The 17,568-nt window shown below is 53.9% G+C and carries 19 protein-coding genes; 14 read left to right on the top strand and 5 right to left on the bottom strand.

Annotation, left to right across the window (positions count from 1 at the left end):
• The first annotated feature begins 8 nt into the window (after positions 1-8).
• Genes eutC through eutR form a run of 4 tightly spaced genes read left to right on the top strand, consistent with a single transcriptional unit; the run spans position 9 to position 3,176 of the window.
• Complete coding sequence (gene eutC / locus RTW80_RS14165; protein WP_000372364.1) at positions 9-896, top strand: ethanolamine ammonia-lyase subunit beta; 888 nt, start codon at positions 9-11, stop codon at positions 894-896.
• A gap of 9 nt (positions 897-905) precedes the next feature.
• On the top strand, positions 906-1,565 hold the full coding sequence (gene eutL / locus RTW80_RS14160; protein WP_001111038.1) for an ethanolamine utilization microcompartment protein EutL: 660 nt from the start codon (positions 906-908) through the stop codon (positions 1,563-1,565).
• A gap of 12 nt (positions 1,566-1,577) precedes the next feature.
• Entirely contained in the window at positions 1,578-2,078 is a 501-nt protein-coding gene (gene eutK / locus RTW80_RS14155) for an ethanolamine utilization microcompartment protein EutK (protein ID WP_000606257.1), read from the top strand.
• Positions 2,079-2,123: 45 nt separating this feature from the next.
• Positions 2,124-3,176: an HTH-type transcriptional regulator EutR gene (gene eutR / locus RTW80_RS14150; RefSeq protein ID WP_063119305.1), complete on the top strand. Its 1,053-nt coding sequence runs from the start codon at positions 2,124-2,126 to the stop codon at positions 3,174-3,176.
• 5 nt (positions 3,177-3,181) lie between these two features.
• On the opposite strand, the gene hemF is transcribed toward eutR, so the two are convergent.
• The gene (gene hemF / locus RTW80_RS14145; protein WP_000801365.1) at positions 3,182-4,081 is read right to left on the bottom strand and encodes an oxygen-dependent coproporphyrinogen oxidase; all 900 of its coding nucleotides are present in this window, start codon (positions 4,079-4,081) and stop codon (positions 3,182-3,184) included.
• A gap of 3 nt (positions 4,082-4,084) precedes the next feature.
• Positions 4,085-4,954 (bottom strand): N-acetylmuramoyl-L-alanine amidase AmiA, encoded by an 870-nt coding sequence (amiA, locus tag RTW80_RS14140; protein ID WP_000102936.1) that lies wholly within the window; start codon positions 4,952-4,954, stop codon positions 4,085-4,087.
• Between the two features lie 213 nt (positions 4,955-5,167).
• Here amiA and RTW80_RS14135 point away from each other — a divergent pair, with 213 nt between their 5' ends.
• The 4 genes from RTW80_RS14135 (at position 5,168) to yfeX (ending at position 7,660) form a co-directional block, all read left to right on the top strand.
• Complete coding sequence (locus RTW80_RS14135; protein ID WP_000406000.1) at positions 5,168-5,593, top strand: GNAT family acetyltransferase; 426 nt, start codon at positions 5,168-5,170, stop codon at positions 5,591-5,593.
• Positions 5,580-6,029 (top strand): DUF2919 domain-containing protein, encoded by a 450-nt coding sequence (locus RTW80_RS14130; RefSeq protein WP_001300381.1) that lies wholly within the window; start codon positions 5,580-5,582, stop codon positions 6,027-6,029. Before RTW80_RS14135 ends, RTW80_RS14130 begins: the two co-directional genes overlap by 14 nt.
• Before the next feature lie 60 nt (positions 6,030-6,089).
• A complete protein-coding gene (locus tag RTW80_RS14125) occupies positions 6,090-6,665 on the top strand; it encodes an RpoE-regulated lipoprotein (RefSeq protein ID WP_000838936.1) in 576 nt (191 codons plus the stop codon).
• A gap of 95 nt (positions 6,666-6,760) precedes the next feature.
• Entirely contained in the window at positions 6,761-7,660 is a 900-nt protein-coding gene (yfeX, locus tag RTW80_RS14120) for a porphyrinogen peroxidase (protein WP_001295462.1), read from the top strand.
• 239 nt (positions 7,661-7,899) lie between these two features.
• On the opposite strand, the gene pbp4b is transcribed toward yfeX, so the two are convergent.
• Genes pbp4b through murQ form a run of 3 tightly spaced genes read right to left on the bottom strand, consistent with a single transcriptional unit; the run spans position 7,900 to position 11,533 of the window.
• Complete coding sequence (pbp4b, locus tag RTW80_RS14115; protein ID WP_012135938.1) at positions 7,900-9,204, bottom strand: penicillin binding protein PBP4B; 1,305 nt, start codon at positions 9,202-9,204, stop codon at positions 7,900-7,902.
• Between the two features lie 4 nt (positions 9,205-9,208).
• A complete protein-coding gene (gene murP, locus RTW80_RS14110) occupies positions 9,209-10,633 on the bottom strand; it encodes a PTS N-acetylmuramic acid transporter subunit IIBC (RefSeq protein ID WP_001040483.1) in 1,425 nt (474 codons plus the stop codon).
• Positions 10,634-10,636: 3 nt separating this feature from the next.
• Positions 10,637-11,533, bottom strand: a complete 897-nt coding sequence (gene murQ / locus RTW80_RS14105) for an N-acetylmuramic acid 6-phosphate etherase (protein ID WP_001159160.1) — start codon at positions 11,531-11,533, stop codon at positions 10,637-10,639.
• Positions 11,534-11,696: 163 nt separating this feature from the next.
• On the opposite strand from murQ, the gene murR reads away from it, so the two are divergent.
• The 6 genes from murR (at position 11,697) to cysA (ending at position 17,443) form a co-directional block, all read left to right on the top strand.
• Entirely contained in the window at positions 11,697-12,554 is an 858-nt protein-coding gene (gene murR / locus RTW80_RS14100; RefSeq protein ID WP_000966453.1) for an HTH-type transcriptional regulator MurR, read from the top strand.
• A gap of 128 nt (positions 12,555-12,682) precedes the next feature.
• Positions 12,683-13,474: an SDR family oxidoreductase UcpA gene (ucpA, locus tag RTW80_RS14095; protein WP_000517431.1), complete on the top strand. Its 792-nt coding sequence runs from the start codon at positions 12,683-12,685 to the stop codon at positions 13,472-13,474.
• 157 nt (positions 13,475-13,631) lie between these two features.
• A complete protein-coding gene (gene cysP, locus RTW80_RS14090; protein ID WP_024243555.1) occupies positions 13,632-14,648 on the top strand; it encodes a thiosulfate/sulfate ABC transporter substrate-binding protein CysP in 1,017 nt (338 codons plus the stop codon).
• Positions 14,648-15,481, top strand: coding sequence for a sulfate/thiosulfate ABC transporter permease CysT (cysT, locus tag RTW80_RS14085; protein ID WP_032247363.1), 834 nt, complete (start codon positions 14,648-14,650; stop codon positions 15,479-15,481). Before cysP ends, cysT begins: the two co-directional genes overlap by 1 nt.
• Positions 15,481-16,356 carry a sulfate/thiosulfate ABC transporter permease CysW gene (gene cysW / locus RTW80_RS14080; RefSeq protein ID WP_000852686.1) on the top strand — a complete coding sequence of 292 codons (876 nt, stop codon included), beginning with the start codon at positions 15,481-15,483 and terminating at the stop codon, positions 16,354-16,356. Before cysT ends, cysW begins: the two co-directional genes overlap by 1 nt.
• Entirely contained in the window at positions 16,346-17,443 is a 1,098-nt protein-coding gene (gene cysA, locus RTW80_RS14075; protein ID WP_000021036.1) for a sulfate/thiosulfate ABC transporter ATP-binding protein CysA, read from the top strand. The genes cysW and cysA overlap by 11 nt, the downstream gene beginning before the upstream one ends.
• Positions 17,444-17,568 lie beyond the last annotated feature (125 nt).

Here is a 17,568-nt window from a genome sequence, read left to right as displayed (position 1 = left end):
AACACATCATGGATCAAAAACAGATTGAAGAAATTGTACGCAGCGTGATGGCGTCAATGGGACAAACGGCCCCCGCGCCGTCAGAAGCAAAGTGCGCCACCACCAACTGTGCGGCACCGGTGACCTCGGAAAGCTGTGCGCTGGATTTAGGTTCCGCTGAAGCAAAAGCGTGGATTGGTGTTGAAAACCCGCATCGCGCAGACGTATTAACAGAACTGCGCCGCAGCACCGTGGCCCGCGTTTGTACCGGTCGTGCCGGTCCGCGTCCACGTACCCAGGCGCTGCTGCGTTTCCTGGCCGATCACTCTCGTTCGAAAGATACCGTACTGAAAGAAGTGCCGGAAGAGTGGGTGAAAGCGCAGGGCTTGCTGGAAGTACGCTCTGAAATTAGCGACAAAAATCTCTACCTGACTCGCCCGGATATGGGCCGCCGCCTGTGTGCAGAAGCTGTTGAAGCGCTGAAAGCACAGTGTGTTGCTAATCCGGACGTACAGGTCGTTATTTCTGATGGCCTGTCAACTGATGCCATCACCGTCAACTACGAAGAGATCCTGCCGCCGCTGATGGCGGGCCTGAAACAGGCCGGGCTGAAAGTCGGCACGCCATTCTTTGTTCGTTATGGTCGCGTGAAGATTGAAGATCAGATCGGTGAGATCCTCGGCGCGAAAGTGGTGATCCTGCTGGTGGGGGAACGTCCGGGGTTAGGGCAGTCAGAAAGCCTCTCCTGCTACGCCGTTTACTCGCCGCGTATGGCGACCACCGTTGAGGCCGATCGCACCTGTATCTCTAACATTCACCAGGGCGGCACGCCGCCGGTTGAAGCCGCAGCCGTCATTGTGGATTTGGCGAAACGTATGCTGGAGCAGAAAGCATCCGGCATCAACATGACCCGATAAGGAGGCATCATGCCAGCTTTAGATTTGATTCGACCGTCGGTAACCGCCATGCGGGTGATTGCCTCCGTTAACGCTGAATTTGCGCGTGAACTAAAATTGCCGCCGCATATTCGTAGCCTCGGGCTGATTTCTGCCGATTCTGACGACGTCACCTACATTGCGGCTGACGAAGCGACCAAACAAGCGATGGTCGAAGTGGTATATGGTCGCTCGCTGTATGCGGGAGCGGCACACGGCCCGTCACCGACTGCCGGTGAAGTGCTGATTATGCTTGGTGGGCCAAACCCGGCGGAAGTGCGTGCCGGTCTGGATGCGATGGTTGCACATATTGAAAATGGCGCAGCTTTCCAGTGGGCCAATGACGCAGAAAACACCGCCTTCCTGGCACATGTAGTTTCGCGTACCGGTTCTTATCTCTCATCAACCGCCGGGATCACGCTTGGCGATCCGATGGCGTATCTGGTGGCACCGCCGCTGGAAGCGACCTACGGCATTGATGCAGCGTTGAAATCTGCCGACGTACAGCTGGTGACCTATGTCCCGCCACCGTCTGAAACCAACTACTCGGCAGCATTTTTAACCGGTAGCCAGGCCGCGTGTAAAGCAGCCTGTAACGCCTTTACCGATGCAGTGCTGGAAATCGCGCGTAATCCAATCCAGCGTGCGTAACGGAGGTTGCCGATGATCAATGCACTGGGATTGCTGGAAGTGGACGGCATGGTCGCCGCGATAGATGCAGCGGATGCCATGCTCAAAGCAGCTAACGTTCGTCTGCTCAGTCACGAAGTGCTTGACCCTGGTCGCTTAACGCTGGTGGTGGAAGGCGATCTGGCGGCGTGTCGTGCGGCGCTGGACGCAGGTTGTGCTGCCGCGATGCGTACCGGGCGTGTCATCAGCCGCAAGGAGATCGGTCGGCCAGACGATGACACCCAGTGGCTGGTTACTGGCTTTAACCGCCAGCCGAAGCAACCCGTAAGGGAACCCGACGCGCCAGTTATCGTCGCGGAATCTGCTGACGAGTTGTTGGCGCTGTTAACATCAGTACGTCAGGGAATGACGGCAGGAGAAGTGGCTGCCCACTTTGGCTGGCCGCTGGAAAAAGCCAGAAATGCGCTCGAACAGCTCTTTTCTGCCGGGACGTTACGTAAACGCAGTAGTCGTTATCGTCTCAAGCCCCATTAACCTGTCGGAGGTGCCGGGTGTCCTACAACACCCGGCATTAACATCATGAAAAAGACCCGTACAGCCAATTTGCACCATCTTTATCATGAACCCTTACCCGAAAACCTGAAGCTCACGCCGAAGGTCGAAGTGGATAATGTTCATCAACGACAGACAACGGATGTCTATGAACATGCTTTAACGATTACCGCCTGGCAGCAGATTTACGATCAGCTGCATCCGGGCAAGTTTCATGGTGAATTTACGGAAATTCTACTCGATGATATTCAGGTTTTTCGTGAATACACCGGTCTGGCGCTGCGTCAGTCGTGCCTGGTCTGGCCGAACTCGTTCTGGTTTGGCATTCCGGCGACGCGCGGTGAGCAGGGATTTATCGGTTCGCAATGTCTGGGAAGCGCGGAAATCGCCACCCGCCCTGGTGGCACTGAATTTGAACTGAGCACGCCGGATGATTACACGATCCTGGGCGTGGTGCTTTCTGAAGATGTCATCACCCGGCAGGCTAACTTTTTGCATAACCCGGATCGGGTATTACATATGTTGCGTAACCAGTCGGCGCTGGAAGTGAAAGAGCAGCATAAAGCCGCGCTGTGGGGCTTTGTCCAACAGGCGCTGGCGACGTTTTGCGAGAATCCGGAAAATCTCCATCAGCCTGCAGTGCGAAAAGTGCTGGGGGATAATTTGCTAATGGCGATGGGGGCCATGCTGGAAGAAGCGCAACCAATGGTGACGGCGGAAAGCATCAGTCATCAGAGTTACCGTCGATTGCTTTCCCGCGCCCGTGAATATGTGCTGGAAAACATGTCCGAACCGGTGACGGTGCTGGATTTGTGTAATCAACTGCATGTCAGCCGCCGCACGCTACAAAACGCGTTTCACGCTATTTTAGGCATTGGCCCGAACGCGTGGCTGAAACGCATTCGCCTGAACGCCGTACGCCGCGAACTGATAAGTCCGTGGTCGCAAAGTATGACGGTAAAAGACGCCGCCATGCAGTGGGGATTCTGGCATCTGGGGCAATTTGCCACGGATTTCCAGCAGCTGTTTTCCGAGAAGCCGTCACTGACGCTGCATCAGCGGATGCGGGAGTGGGGGTGAGGGAGTTACACCCAATCCCTGACCTTAATAAACTCACTTAACGCCGCTTCTGGGCTGCCATCTTTTGGCTGATAATCATATTCCCAGCGTACCAGTGGCGGCATTGACATCAGGATAGACTCGGTGCGCCCGCCAGTTTGCAGGCCAAACAGCGTGCCGCGATCCCAGACCAGATTGAACTCGACATAACGACCGCGACGATATAACTGGAAATTGCGCTCGCGCTCGCCGTAGGCCATCGCTTTCCGTCGCTCGACAATTGGTAAATAAGCGTCGGTGTAGCCTTTGCCTACCGCCTGCATAAAGGCAAAACAGCGGTCGAAATCTGGCGTGTTCAGGTCATCAAAGAACAGCCCGCCAATACCGCGCTGTTCGTTGCGATGTTTGAGGTAGAAGTATTCGTCGCACCACTTTTTGTAACGGGGATAAACGTCTTCGCCAAATGGCAGGCACAGGTCACGGGCGGTGCGATGCCAGTGAATAGCATCTTCTTCAAAACCATAGAATGGGGTTAAGTCGAAGCCACCGCCAAACCACCAGACGGGATCGGCACCCGGTTTTTCGGCAATAAAAAACCGCACATTCGCGTGGCTGGTGGGAACATACGGGTTATGCGGATGCACTACCAGTGAAACGCCCATCGCCTCGAAACTGCGCCCGGCAAGTTCCGGGCGATGAGCGGTGGCGGAAGCAGGCATCGCCTCACCGTGGACATGCGAAAAGTTGACGCCTGCCTGTTCGAAAACACCACCATTACGCAACACCCGACTACGCCCGCCGCCGCCAGCTTCGCGCTGCCAACTATCTTCGACAAATTCTGCGCCATCGACGGCGGTCAGCTGCTGACAAATCGTATCCTGAAGGTTGAGCAGAAACTGTTTAACCTGGTGTGCGTCGGGTTTCATAACTTATCGCTTTTTCGAATGTGCTTTCTGGTTGTCGAACCAGTGGAAATAACTGATCACGCCTTCAGCAATCGCTGTGGCGATTTTCTGACGAAACGCCGCCGTGCCTAACAGCCGCTCTTCTTCCGGGTTGGTGATAAACGAGGTTTCCACCAGCACCGAAGGAACCGACGGCGATTTCAACACCACAAACGCGGCTTGTTCGGTGTTGCGGCTATGCAGTTTATGCACCGGCTTAATCTTTTTCAGAATATGCGAGCCGAGCGTCAGGCTGTTTTTAATAGTATCGGTTTGCACCAGATCAAACAGCACTTGCTGCAATAGGTGATCCTTGTCAGTCGCCTTTTTACCGGCAACTTCATCGGCGCGGTTTTCGCGTTCAGACAGGTATTTCGCCATTGCGCTACTTGCCCCACGGTTAGAGAGGGCAAATACCGAAGCACCGGAAGCTTTCGGGTTGGTAAAGCCATCGGCATGAATTGACATAAACAGATCTGCGCCATGTTTATGGGCGATTTCAACGCGATCGTAAAGTGGGATAAACGTATCGCCAGAACGCGTTAAACGCGCATCAATCCCATGATTACGCAAAATGGAACGGACGTTTTTAGCAATCGCCAGCACCACATGTTTTTCTTTCGAACCGTTGCGTCCGATCGCTCCGGTATCAATTCCGCCGTGGCCTGGATCGAGAACAACGACACGTTTGCCGCCAGATTTTTTGGCTTTTGGCTTGCTGTGTCCGTTGCTGGTTTTTAAAGGTTCGTCTTTGGCGATGGCTTGCGACATTCCTGACAACGTCAGGGCAGCCAAACCGGCTTTCAGCACCTGGCGGCGCGAAGTGAGTGTTTTTAGTGATTTAAAAGTGCTCATACGGCCTGAGTTGTAATAATAAAGTTCCAGATGTTATATCGTATCGCGTAATCCGTTACGACGGTTTGATGTTGAGAATTGTTTTACTTTTCATTTCAATAGTTGACAACTCCCCATTATGCCACTTTTTCAACCGATTTTCGTCAGATATTGGCTAATTCGACCGTTCACGCCATAATCAGCCTTTTAACCCGCAAAAAGGTAACGAATACCATGGAGATACGCGTATTTCGCCAGGAAGATTTCGAAGAGGTCATCACCCTTTGGGAGCGTTGCGACTTGCTGCGTCCGTGGAACGATCCGGAAATGGACATCGAGCGTAAGATGAACCATGACGTCAGTTTGTTTCTGGTCGCTGAGGTAAACGGTGAAGTGGTCGGAACGGTGATGGGCGGTTATGACGGGCATCGCGGGTCTGCTTATTATCTTGGCGTGCATCCAGAGTTTCGTGGGCGTGGAATTGCCAATGCGTTGCTTAACCGGCTGGAGAAAAAGCTGATTGCTCGCGGCTGCCCGAAAATTCAGATCAACGTGCCGGAAGATAACGACATGGTGCTCGGAATGTATGAACGCCTGGGATATGAACACGCCGACGTGCTGAGTCTGGGTAAGCGTTTGATTGAAGATGAAGAGTACTGAGTTTCATCCTGTCCATTATGATGCGCACGGTCGCCTGCGTTTACCCTTGCTCTTCTGGCTTGTGCTATTGCTTCAGGCGCGAACCTGGGTGCTGTTTGTCATTGCCGGTGCGTCGCGCGAGCAGGGTACTGCGCTGTTAAATCTGTTTTATCCCGATCACGATAATTTCTGGCTGGGGCTGATTCCTGGCATTCCGGCGGTGCTGGCGTTTTTGTTGAGCGGTCGGCGGGCTACGTTTCCTCGCACCTGGCGTGTACTCTATTTTCTGTTGCTGTTGGCGCAGGTGGTTTTACTTTGCTGGCAACCGTGGCTGTGGCTGAACGGTGAATCCGTTAGCGGTATCGGTCTGGCGCTGGTAGTGGCGGATATTGTGGCGTTAATCTGGCTGCTGACCAATCGACGTTTACGCGCTTGTTTTAATGAAGAAAAAGAATAACGGCACTTTTTGGTGAATTTGCACTCCAAGCAACGTTATTGAATAACCAAAGGAAGTGACATGAAATCGCTGCGTTTAATGTTATGCGCTATGCCATTGATGCTGACCGGCTGTTCCACGATGTCGTCAGTTAACTGGTCTGCCGCTAACCCGTGGAACTGGTTTGGATCGTCCACCAAAGTGAGCGAGCAGGGCGTGGGTGAATTAACGGCGTCCACACCACTGCAAGAACAAGCCATTGCCGATGCGCTTGATGGCGATTATCGCCTGCGCAGCGGAATGAAATCCGCGAACGGCAACGTGGTGCGCTTTTTTGAAGTGATGAAGGGCGACAACGTGGCGATGGTGATTAACGGCGATCAAGGCACGATCAGTCGCATTGACGTGCTGGATAGCGATATTCCTGCTGACACCGGTGTTAAAATCGGTACACCGTTTAGCGACCTTTACAGCAAAGCATTTGGCAATTGCCAAAAAGCTGATGGTGATGATAATCGTGCCGTCGAATGTAAAGCCGAAGGCAGTCAACATATTAGCTACCAGTTCAGCGGGGAATGGCGTGGTCCTGAAGGGTTAATGCCTTCGGACGATACCCTGAAAAACTGGAAAGTCAGTAAAATTATCTGGCGGCGTTAATTTGCGTCTGAACAAACCGCCGCCGCGAAAAAACACGTAAAATAGCGCTCAACAATGCCACGGATTGCGTGGCATTATTATTTTCAGGAGGAACAATGTCTCAGGTTCAGAGTGGCATTTTGCCAGAACATTGCCGCGCGGCGATTTGGATCGAAGCCAACGTGAAAGGGGAAGTTGACGCCCTGCGTGCGGCCAGTAAAACATTTGCCGACAAACTGGCAACTTTTGAAGCGAAATTCCCGGACGCGCATCTTGGTGCGGTGGTTGCCTTTGGTAACAACACCTGGCGCGCTCTGAGCGGCGGCGTTGGGGCAGAAGAGCTGAAAGATTTTCCGGGCTACGGTAAAGGCCTTGCGCCGACGACCCAGTTCGATGTGTTGATCCACATTCTTTCTCTGCGTCACGACGTAAACTTCTCTGTCGCCCAGGCGGCGATGGAAGCCTTTGGTGACTGCATTGAAGTGAAAGAAGAGATCCACGGCTTCCGTTGGGTTGAAGAGCGTGACCTGAGCGGCTTCGTTGACGGTACTGAAAACCCGGCGGGTGAAGAGACGCGCCGCGAAGTGGCGGTTATCAAAGACGGCGTGGATGCGGGCGGCAGCTATGTGTTTGTGCAGCGTTGGGAGCACAATCTGAAGCAGCTCAACCGGATGAGCGTTCACGATCAGGAGATGATGATCGGGCGCACCAAAGAAGATAACGAAGAGATCGACGGCGACGAACGTCCGGAAACCTCTCACCTCACCCGCGTTGATCTGAAAGAAGATGGCAAAGGGCTGAAGATTGTTCGCCAGAGCCTGCCGTACGGCACCGCCAGTGGCACTCACGGTCTGTACTTCTGCGCCTACTGCGCGCGTCTGCATAACATTGAGCAGCAACTGCTGAGCATGTTTGGCGATACCGATGGTAAGCGTGATGCGATGTTGCGTTTCACCAAACCGGTAACCGGCGGCTATTATTTCGCACCGTCGCTGGACAAGTTGATGGCGCTGTAAGCGTTTCTGATTCATTGATTAAAGGCCAGGCAGTAACATTACTGACTGGCCTCAGATTGTTGACCAAGTGCGCGTTGTACACGCCGGATGCGGCGTGAACGCCTTATCCGGCCTACGAAATCGTGCTAATTCAATATATTGTGGGCTCCACGTAGGCCTGATAAGCGTAGCGCATCAGGCAGTTTTGCGTTTGTCAGCACTCTCAGACCAGCCAGTAACATTACTGACTGGCCTTTTTATTACTTCTGCTTTAACGCCGCATACACCTGATCAACTACCCAACCATAAGTTGCAATCGGCAACTGACCGCTTTCGAACATATTGGGATTCTTTTGCGGATCGGCAACTGGAGAATGTGGCTTGTTGCTTAACATCACAATCGCCATATGATTCACCGGATCGATAACGGTCACCGTTCCGGTCCAGCCAGTGTGACCGTAGGTTTGCGGGCTTGCCAGCGTGCCAAACGTCGGCGTCATGGTGGCATTACCATTCACGCGCCAGCCGAGGCCAAAAGTGGCATCTTCCTTAGAGCTGGTGGTGAACATCTTCACCGTTTCCGCATTGAACAGCTGCACATCACCATAGCCCCCGCCGTTCAGCATCGTTTGCATTAACACCGCAATATCGCCGGTATTGGAAAACAAACCTGCGTGCCCGGAAACGCCGCCCATCGAATAAAAGGCTTTTTCATCGTGCACCTGACCCCAGAGAGTGGAGGTGCGGATATTCGGGAAATGGATCACGCCATCGCGGGTATTGCCGTTCAATTCCGTGGCGGCAATTTGTTGCGGTTTAAAGCCTTTCAGCAGCGGGTTAAATACCGTATGTGTCAGGCCGAGCGGGCGATAAATCGACTCTTCAACATAGCGGTCAAGCGGCTGACCGGTGACCGACTCGACGATAAATCCAAGCAGCATATAATCGACATCACTGTAAATATGCTTGCTGCCGGGCTGATACTCTAGCGGCGTGCGCTTGATCATCTCCAGCGTCTGGCCTTTATCCTGGTAATATAACGCGCCCGCGACCGCTTTATTCGGGTATTGCGGATCTGCCGGGAAACCGCCGCTGTGATGCAGCAGGTCAGAAATCCGCAGGGTGTTTTTGCCTTTAATGGTGTCATTTGGACTATCGGCAAACCCCGGAATATATTTCGCAATCCGATCGTCAGGATGCAGTTTGCCTTCGCTCATCAGCTTTTGCAGGGCGAAGTTCGTGGCGTACATTTTGGTGTTTGAGGCCAGGTCATACAGCGTCCCGGTGGTGGCTTTGACAGGCTGTTCCATCAACACGCTGCCATCGTACTTTTTCGCCGCTCCCCAGGCTTTGCGATACACAATCTGATTATCTTTAATGATCAGCAGGTTTACGCCGGGATAACCGACATCAACTTGCTGGCTAATCCAGCGATCCATCTGGTTAAGCCGTTCGACGTTAAACCCTGCTTTCTCTGGCGAGCTTTCTGTCAGAACAGGGTATTTTGCGGCGCTGACGCTACAACTAACAGCCAGCAGAGAAAGATAGAGCATTGTCCGTTTCATGATATCAGTCCAGATTGACGTTACGGCAGCCAAAGAGCGTGGTGAAAATAAACCCGCAAACCCATGCCACCAGAATCCCGCCAGCATAAACCGCCATGGCCGGAAGGATGCCTTGTGCGGAAGTCATCAGCGGCAGCGCTACCAGACCAGACGGCCCAAAGGCGCTGTTTAAGCCCATCGGCAGACCCCACCAGGCTATCAGGCCGATAAACAAACCGCCCGCCGCGCCGCCTAAACAGGCGGTAACAAACGGCTTCATGCGGGGCAGGGTGACACCGTAAATCAGCGGTTCACCAACGCCCAGCAGGCCGGGAATAATCGCCCCGCGTACCTGACTGCGTAGCGCACTGTGCGGTTGCGCCCGCCAGTAGAGTGCCAGCGCCGCGCCCACCTGGCCCGCGCCTGCCATTGAAAGGATGGGAAATAAGCTGTTGAATCCCTGGCTGTCCATTAACGCGAGGTAAACAGGAATAAAGCCCTGATGCACGCCAAATACCACGGCGATCAGGAACAGCCCGGCTAAAACCGCACAACCGAACGGATTACTGTTCAGGTGCATAAACAGCCATGACATACCTTCGAATAACCAGCCACCCAGCGGCATAATGATCAGGTACGCAAGCGTAGCGGTGATCAGCAGGGTGATTAACGAGGTCAGCAGCATGTCGAGATCGTCCGGCATAAAGCGGCGCACCATGCCTTCAATGCGGGCGCAGGCCCACGCGGCAATCAGCACGCCGATAATATTGCCGCGCGGATCGATGGGCAGACCAAAGAAATCGTGAAAACCGGCGTAGTAACCGGTGGTCGCTGCGGGGTTATAACCGAGCAAAAAGAGCGCGGCGATAATTGCGCCATTTACGCCCGTGCCGCCAAATGCCTGGGCGGCGTTATAGCCCACCAGAATCACCAGGAAAGTGAACAAACCTTTGCTGAACACCTTCATAAAATTCAGCGCATCGGGTAGTGTTCCCTGAGCATCTGCCGGAACGTGCATCACCGTGGCAATTAACGTCGCTATCCCCAGCAGCAGACCGGCGGCAATAAAACCGGGGATCAGCGGCGTGAAGATGGTGGCGAATTTGGCGAGAAATTGTTGCACGCCGGAGGTTTGTTTGGCTTTTAACTGACGTTTGTTCTGGGCGGCGATTTCTGCGGCATCCTGTACCGGTGCCTCGCCCAGCAGCTCGCTCATCGCTTTTGCGGCACGATGTGCTTTACCAGGCCCAAAAACGACCTGCACCTGGTCGCTGGTCAAAATGACGCCCTTCACGCCTTCCAGCGTTTTGATATTGGGATCAACCAGTGAACTGTCATGTACACCCAGACGCAGGCGCGTCATACAGTTACCACAACTGGCGATATTTCCCGGTCCGCCGACACGGGTAAGAATGGTGTTCAGAAGTTCACTGCTGATCTCTTTGGCCATGGGTTATTCCTTGTCTAAAACCTGACGAATAAAGCCGCCGTGTTGATCCAGGCGTTTTTTAGCTTCTGCGGCATCGAGATTTTTCAGCACCATCACAATGGCCGTTTTACAGTTGCGCTCGCAAGCAATTAACGCCGCTTCCGCTTGTTCTGCGCTACATCCGGTGGCGTTTTTAACAATATTGACCTGGCGCACATGCAGTTTTTCGTTGGTGGCGACCACATCGACCATCAGGTTGCCGAACACTTTGCCGGATTTAATCATCAGCCCGGTGGAAAGCATATTGAGCACCAGTTTCTGCGCTGTACCTGCTTTCATCCGCGAAGAACCGGTAACAACTTCGGCACCTACAATCGGTGTAATGGCAAACTCAGCGGTGGTTGAAACGGCGCTCCCCGGATTACAGGAAATTCCCACTGTGCGGCAGCCGAGCTGGCGTGCGTATTCCAGTCCGGCAATCACATACGGCGTGCGACCGCTGGCAGCAATGCCAACCACCACATCCTGTGCCGTTAAATTAATATTTTTCAGATCATTAACACCGCCTTCCCGGCTATCTTCCGCGCCTTCCACCGCGTGCTGAATGGCATATTCGCCGCCAGCAATCAAACCAACCACCAGACCCGGTTTCACGCCGTAGGTGGGCGGACATTCGCTGGCATCCAGAATCCCCAGACGACCGGATGTTCCCGCACCGAGGTAAATCAGACGCCCGCCGCCGCTTACCTGGGCGTGGATAACATCGATCGCCGCGGCGATATCCGGCAGTACGCGCTCAACGGCAAGCGGTACGGTTTTATCTTCATCGTTGATAATCCGGCACATTTCCAGCGTCGATACGCGGTCAATTTCAGCCGAGGCGGTGTTCGAGCCTTCAGTAATCATCTTTTCAAATTGCATCGGTGGTGACCTTACTATTTACGATCAAATAATTGCAGATGTATGGAATCATATATCCCGAATTGACAGACTTAAAGGAATCATTGAGTCTACACTCGCAGAGTGTGAAGAGCGTCATAAGAACTTAAGCGGAATTTTTGCTGCCAGCCCAGGAGAGTGGAAGATGTTGTACCTGACGAAAATACGCAATGCGGAAAGTGAATTTACCGGGAACGAGCAAAAAATTGCTGACTTTCTGCGGGCCAACGTGAGTGAGCTGAAATCCGTCTCTTCGCGCAAGATGGCGAAACAGCTCGGCATCAGCCAGTCGAGTATTGTGAAATTTGCCCAGAAGCTCGGCGCGCAAGGATTTACTGAATTGCGTATGGCGTTAATTGGCGAATACAGTGCCAGCCGGGAGAAAACGAATGCCACGGCGCTGCACCTGCACAGTTCGATTACCAGTGATGATTCGCTGGAAGTGATTGCCCGCAAATTGAATCGCGAAAAAGAGCTGGCGCTGGAGCAAACCTGTGCGTTGTTCGACTACGCGCGGCTGCAAAAAATCATTGAGGTCATCAGTAAAGCACCGTTTATCCAGATAACGGGCCTGGGCGGATCGGCGCTGGTGGGGCGCGATCTGTCGTTCAAACTGATGAAAATTGGCTATCGCGTGGCCTGCGAAGCCGACACGCACGTACAAGCTACCGTTTCCCAGGCGTTGAAAAAAGGCGATGTACAAATCGCTATCTCTTACAGCGGCAGTAAAAAAGAGATTGTCTTGTGCGCAGAAGCGGCACGAAAGCAGGGGGCAACGGTGATTGCCATTACTTCTCTGGCTGACTCTCCGCTGCGGCGGCTGGCGCATTTCACGCTCGATACCGTTTCCGGTGAAACCGAATGGCGTAGCTCGTCGATGTCTACCCGCACGGCGCAAAATTCTGTTACCGATTTACTGTTTGTTGGTCTTGTGCAACTCAATGATGTGGAGTCATTGAAAATGATTCAGCGCAGCAGTGAGCTAACACAACGCCTGAAATGATGCATAAAGCAGCGACTGGATTGAGATTTTCCTGAATTAGTGAGCTGATCCGCAGCAATATTTTGTTTATCCTGTATTTTCAGAGGGAATGGAGTGTAACGCTCTGTATTAACAAGGAGAGCATTAAAATGGGTAAACTCACGGGCAAGACAGCACTGATTACGGGCGCATTGCAGGGAATTGGCGAAGGAATTGCCAGAACTTTTGCGCGTCATGGCGCAAACCTAATCTTGCTGGATATCTCCCCTGAGATCGAAAAGCTGGCGGACGAACTGTGTGGTCGTGGTCATCGCTGTACGGCGGTTGTCGCCGATGTGCGTGACCCGGCGTCGGTAGCCGCAGCTATCAAACGCGCGAAGGAAAAAGAAGGGCGCATTGATATCCTGGTGAATAACGCAGGCGTTTGTCGTCTGGGCAGTTTCCTCGATATGAGCGATGACGATCGCGATTTCCATATTGACATCAATATTAAAGGTGTATGGAACGTCACGAAGGCGGTGCTGCCGGAGATGATTGCCCGCAAAGATGGTCGCATTGTGATGATGTCTTCAGTCACTGGTGATATGGTGGCCGATCCTGGCGAAACGGCGTACGCCTTAACGAAAGCGGCGATTGTTGGCCTGACAAAATCGCTGGCGGTGGAGTACGCGCAGTCTGGTATTCGCGTTAACGCCATTTGCCCGGGATACGTGCGCACACCAATGGCGGAAAGCATTGCCCGCCAGTCGAACCCGGAAGATCCAGAGTCGGTGCTGACTGAAATGGCGAAAGCAATCCCGATGCGTCGCCTCGCCGATCCGCTGGAAGTCGGCGAACTGGCGGCCTTCCTCGCATCGGATGAATCCAGCTATTTAACCGGTACACAGAATGTGATTGATGGCGGCAGCACACTGCCGGAGACGGTTAGCGTCGGTATCTGATTCACCTCTGTTTCCTCCCTGCATTTGTGGGGAGGATTTCGTCTTATTCCCTTTTCAACTTCCAAATCACCAAACGGTATATAAAACCGTTACTCCTTTCACGTCCGTTATAAATATGATGGCTATTAGAAAGTCATTAAATTTATAAGGGTGCGCAATGGCCGTTAACTTACTGAAAAAGAACTCACTCGCGCTGGTCGCTTCTCTGCTGCTGGCGGGCCATGTACAGGCAACGGAACTGCTGAACAGTTCTTATGACGTCTCCCGCGAGCTGTTTGCCGCCCTGAACCCGCCGTTTGAGCAACAATGGGCCAAAGATAACGGCGGTGACAAACTGACGATAAAACAATCTCATGCCGGGTCATCAAAACAGGCGCTGGCAATTTTGCAGGGCTTAAAAGCAGACGTTGTCACTTATAACCAGGTGACCGACGTACAAATCCTGCATGACAAAGGCAAGCTGATCCCGGCCGACTGGCAGTCGCGCCTGCCGAATAACAGCTCGCCGTTCTACTCCACCATGGGCTTCCTGGTGCGTAAGGGCAACCCGAAGAATATCCACGACTGGAACGACCTGGTGCGCTCCGACGTGAAGCTGATTTTCCCAAACCCGAAAACGTCGGGTAACGCGCGTTATACCTATCTGGCGGCATGGGGCGCAGCGGACAAAGCTGACGGTGGCGACAAAGCCAAAACCGAACAGTTTATGACTCAGTTCCTGAAAAACGTTGAAGTGTTCGATACCGGCGGTCGTGGCGCGACCACCACCTTCGCCGAGCGCGGCCTGGGCGATGTGCTGATCAGCTTCGAGTCGGAAGTGAACAACATCCGCAAACAGTATGAAGCGCAGGGCTTTGAAGTGGTGATTCCGAAAACCAACATTCTGGCGGAATTCCCGGTGGCGTGGGTCGATAAAAACGTGCAGGCCAACGGTACGGAAAAAGCCGCCAAAGCCTACCTGAACTGGCTCTACAGCCCGCAGGCGCAAACCATCATCACCGACTATTACTACCGCGTGAATAGCCCGGAAGTCATGGACAAACTGAAAGATAAATTCCCGCAGACCGAGCTGTTCCGCGTGGAAGACAAATTTGGCTCCTGGCCGGAAGTGATGAAAACCCACTTCACCAGCGGCGGCGAGTTAGACAAGCTGTTAGCGGCGGGGCGTAATTAATGTTTGCGGTTTCTTCAAGACGCGTGCTGCCGGGCTTTACCTTAAGCCTCGGCACCAGTCTGCTGTTTGTTTGCCTGATTTTGCTGCTGCCACTCTCCGCGCTGGTGATGCAGCTGGCCCAGATGAGCTGGGCGCAGTACTGGGAGGTGATCACCAACCCGCAGGTGGTCGCAGCCTACAAAGTGACGCTGCTGTCGGCGTTTGTGGCATCGATTTTTAACGGCGTTTTCGGTCTGCTGATGGCGTGGATCTTAACTCGTTATCGCTTCCCTGGCCGCACGCTGCTTGATGCGCTGATGGATTTACCCTTTGCGCTGCCAACGGCAGTCGCCGGTTTAACGCTGGCCTCGCTCTTTTCTGTAAACGGTTTTTACGGTGAATGGCTGGCGAAGTTTGATATCAAAGTCACCTATACCTGGCTGGGGATTGCGGTGGCGATGGCCTTTACCAGCATTCCGTTTGTGGTACGTACCGTGCAGCCGGTGCTGCAAGAGTTAGGCCCGGAATATGAAGAAGCGGCGGAAACACTTGGTGCAACGCGCTGGCAGAGTTTCTGCAAAGTGGTGCTGCCGGAGCTTTCTCCGGCGCTGGTGGCGGGCGTGGCGCTGTCGTTTACCCGTAGTCTTGGTGAATTTGGCGCGGTGATTTTTATCGCCGGAAATATCGCGTGGAAGACGGAAGTGACGTCGCTGATGATTTTTGTGCGCTTGCAGGAGTTTGATTACCCGGCGGCGAGCGCGATTGCTTCGGTGATCCTCGCGGCATCCCTGATACTGCTGTTCTCAATTAACACTCTGCAAAGTCGCTTTGGTCGGCGTGTGGTAGGTCATTAATGGCGGAAGTGACACAATTGAAGCGTTATGACGCGCGCCCGATTAACTGGGGCAAATGGTTTCTGATTGGCATCGGGATGCTGGTTTCGGCGTTCATCCTGCTGGTGCCGATGATTTACATCTTCGTGCAGGCATTCAGCAAGGGGCTGATGCCGGTTTTACAGAATCTGGCCGATCCGGACATGTTGCACGCGATTTGGCTGACGGTGATGATTGCGCTGATTGCCGTACCGGTGAACCTGGTGTTCGGCATTCTGCTGGCCTGGCTGGTGACGCGCTTTAACTTCCCCGGACGCCAGTTACTGCTGACGCTACTGGACATTCCTTTTGCCGTATCGCCAGTGGTTGCCGGTCTGGTGTATCTGCTGTTCTACGGCTCCAACGGCCCGCTCGGCGGCTGGCTGGATGAACATAATCTGCAAATTATGTTCTCTTGGCCCGGAATGGTGCTGGTCACGATCTTCGTGACGTGTCCGTTTGTGGTGCGCGAGCTGGTGCCGGTGATGTTAAGCCAGGGCAGCCAGGAAGACGAAGCGGCAATTTTGCTTGGCGCGTCTGGCTGGCAGATGTTTCGCCGCGTCACATTGCCGAACATTCGCTGGGCGCTGCTTTATGGCGTGGTGCTGACCAACGCCCGCGCGATTGGCGAGTTTGGCGCAGTGTCGGTGGTTTCCGGCTCGATTCGCGGCGAAACCCTGTCGCTGCCGTTACAGATTGAATTGCTGGAGCAGGACTACAACACCGTCGGCTCCTTTACCGCTGCGGCGCTGTTAACGCTGATGGCGATTATCACCCTGTTTTTAAAAAGTATGTTGCAGTGGCGCCTGGAGAATCAGGAAAAACGCGCACAGCAGGAGGAACATCATGAGCATTGAGATTGCCAATATTAAGAAGTCGTTTGGTCGCACCCAGGTGCTGAACGATATCTCACTGGATATTCCTTCAGGTCAGATGGTCGCGTTGCTGGGGCCGTCCGGTTCCGGGAAAACCACGCTGCTGCGCATTATCGCCGGGCTGGAACATCAAACCAGCGGGCATATTCGCTTCCACGGCACCGACGTGAGCCGCCTGCACGCACGTGATCGTAAAGTCGGTTTCGTGTTCCAGCATTACGCGCTGTTCCGCCATATGACGGTGTTCGACAATATCGCTTTTGGCCTGACGGTGCTGCCGCGTCGCGAGCGCCCGAATGCCGCAGCCATCAAAGCGAAAGTGACAAAATTGCTGGAAATGGTCCAGCTTGCCCATCTGGCGGATCGTTATCCGGCGCAGCTTTCCGGCGGCCAGAAACAGCGCGTGGCGCTGGCGCGCGCGCTGGCTGTGGAACCGCAAATTCTGCTGCTTGATGAACCGTTTGGCGCGCTGGATGCGCAGGTGCGTAAAGAGCTGCGTCGCTGGCTGCGTCAACTCCATGAAGAACTAAAATTCACCAGCGTTTTTGTGACCCACGATCAGGAAGAAGCGACCGAAGTAGCTGATCGTGTAGTTGTGATGAGCCAGGGCAATATTGAACAGGCTGACGCGCCGGATCAGGTATGGCGCGAACCGGCGACCCGTTTTGTGCTCGAATTTATGGGCGAAGTGAACCGCCTGCAGGGAACCATTCGCGGCGGGCAGTTCCATGTTGGCGCGCATCGCTGGCCGCTGGGCTACACACCTGCGTATCAGGGGCCGGTGGATCTCTTCCTGCGCCCTTGGGAAGTGGATATCAGCCGCCGTACCAGCCTCGATTCGCCGCTGCCGGTACAGGTACTGGAAGCCAGCCCGAAAGGTCACTACACCCAATTAGTGGTGCAGCCGCTGGGGTGGTACAACGAACCGCTGACGGTCGTGATGCATGGCGACGATGCCCCGCAGCGTGGCGAGCGTTTATTCGTTGGTCTGCAACATGCGCGGCTGTATAACGGCGACGAGCGTATCGAAACCCGCGATGAGGAACTTGCTCTCGCACAAAGCGCCTGATAGGTTGTGTGAATGTTAAACGCCCGGAGGCGCTTCCCGCGATCCGGGCTTTTTAATGGCAAGGTTTGTAACCTGTAGGCCTGATAAGACGCGCAAGCGTCGCATCAGGCAACACCACGTATGGA

Origin of the sequence: Escherichia sp. AM3 (assembly GCF_032029835.1) — a bacterium.
In the GTDB taxonomy this organism is placed as follows: Bacteria; Pseudomonadota; Gammaproteobacteria; order Enterobacterales; family Enterobacteriaceae; genus Escherichia; species Escherichia coli.
Note: the sequence above shows the minus strand (reverse complement) of the source record. Positions and strands in the feature narration are given on the sequence as shown.

Bases quoted from the DNA above. Each gene is read 5' to 3' on its own strand.
- eutC (WP_000372364.1), top strand. From the start codon at position 9: ATGGATCAAAAACAGATTGAAGAAATTGTACGCAGCGTGATGGCGTCA.
- eutL (WP_001111038.1), top strand. From the start codon at position 906: ATGCCAGCTTTAGATTTGATTCGACCGTCGGTAACCGCCATGCGGGTG.
- eutK (WP_000606257.1), top strand. From the start codon at position 1,578: ATGATCAATGCACTGGGATTGCTGGAAGTGGACGGCATGGTCGCCGCG.
- eutR (WP_063119305.1), top strand. From the start codon at position 2,124: ATGAAAAAGACCCGTACAGCCAATTTGCACCATCTTTATCATGAACCC.
- hemF (WP_000801365.1), bottom strand. From the start codon at position 4,081: ATGAAACCCGACGCACACCAGGTTAAACAGTTTCTGCTCAACCTTCAG.
- amiA (WP_000102936.1), bottom strand. From the start codon at position 4,954: ATGAGCACTTTTAAATCACTAAAAACACTCACTTCGCGCCGCCAGGTG.
- RTW80_RS14135 (WP_000406000.1), top strand. From the start codon at position 5,168: ATGGAGATACGCGTATTTCGCCAGGAAGATTTCGAAGAGGTCATCACC.
- RTW80_RS14130 (WP_001300381.1), top strand. From the start codon at position 5,580: ATGAAGAGTACTGAGTTTCATCCTGTCCATTATGATGCGCACGGTCGC.
- RTW80_RS14125 (WP_000838936.1), top strand. From the start codon at position 6,090: ATGAAATCGCTGCGTTTAATGTTATGCGCTATGCCATTGATGCTGACC.
- yfeX (WP_001295462.1), top strand. From the start codon at position 6,761: ATGTCTCAGGTTCAGAGTGGCATTTTGCCAGAACATTGCCGCGCGGCG.
- pbp4b (WP_012135938.1), bottom strand. From the start codon at position 9,204: ATGAAACGGACAATGCTCTATCTTTCTCTGCTGGCTGTTAGTTGTAGC.
- murP (WP_001040483.1), bottom strand. From the start codon at position 10,633: ATGGCCAAAGAGATCAGCAGTGAACTTCTGAACACCATTCTTACCCGT.
- murQ (WP_001159160.1), bottom strand. From the start codon at position 11,533: ATGCAATTTGAAAAGATGATTACTGAAGGCTCGAACACCGCCTCGGCT.
- murR (WP_000966453.1), top strand. From the start codon at position 11,697: ATGTTGTACCTGACGAAAATACGCAATGCGGAAAGTGAATTTACCGGG.
- ucpA (WP_000517431.1), top strand. From the start codon at position 12,683: ATGGGTAAACTCACGGGCAAGACAGCACTGATTACGGGCGCATTGCAG.
- cysP (WP_024243555.1), top strand. From the start codon at position 13,632: ATGGCCGTTAACTTACTGAAAAAGAACTCACTCGCGCTGGTCGCTTCT.
- cysT (WP_032247363.1), top strand. From the start codon at position 14,648: ATGTTTGCGGTTTCTTCAAGACGCGTGCTGCCGGGCTTTACCTTAAGC.
- cysW (WP_000852686.1), top strand. From the start codon at position 15,481: ATGGCGGAAGTGACACAATTGAAGCGTTATGACGCGCGCCCGATTAAC.
- cysA (WP_000021036.1), top strand. From the start codon at position 16,346: ATGAGCATTGAGATTGCCAATATTAAGAAGTCGTTTGGTCGCACCCAG.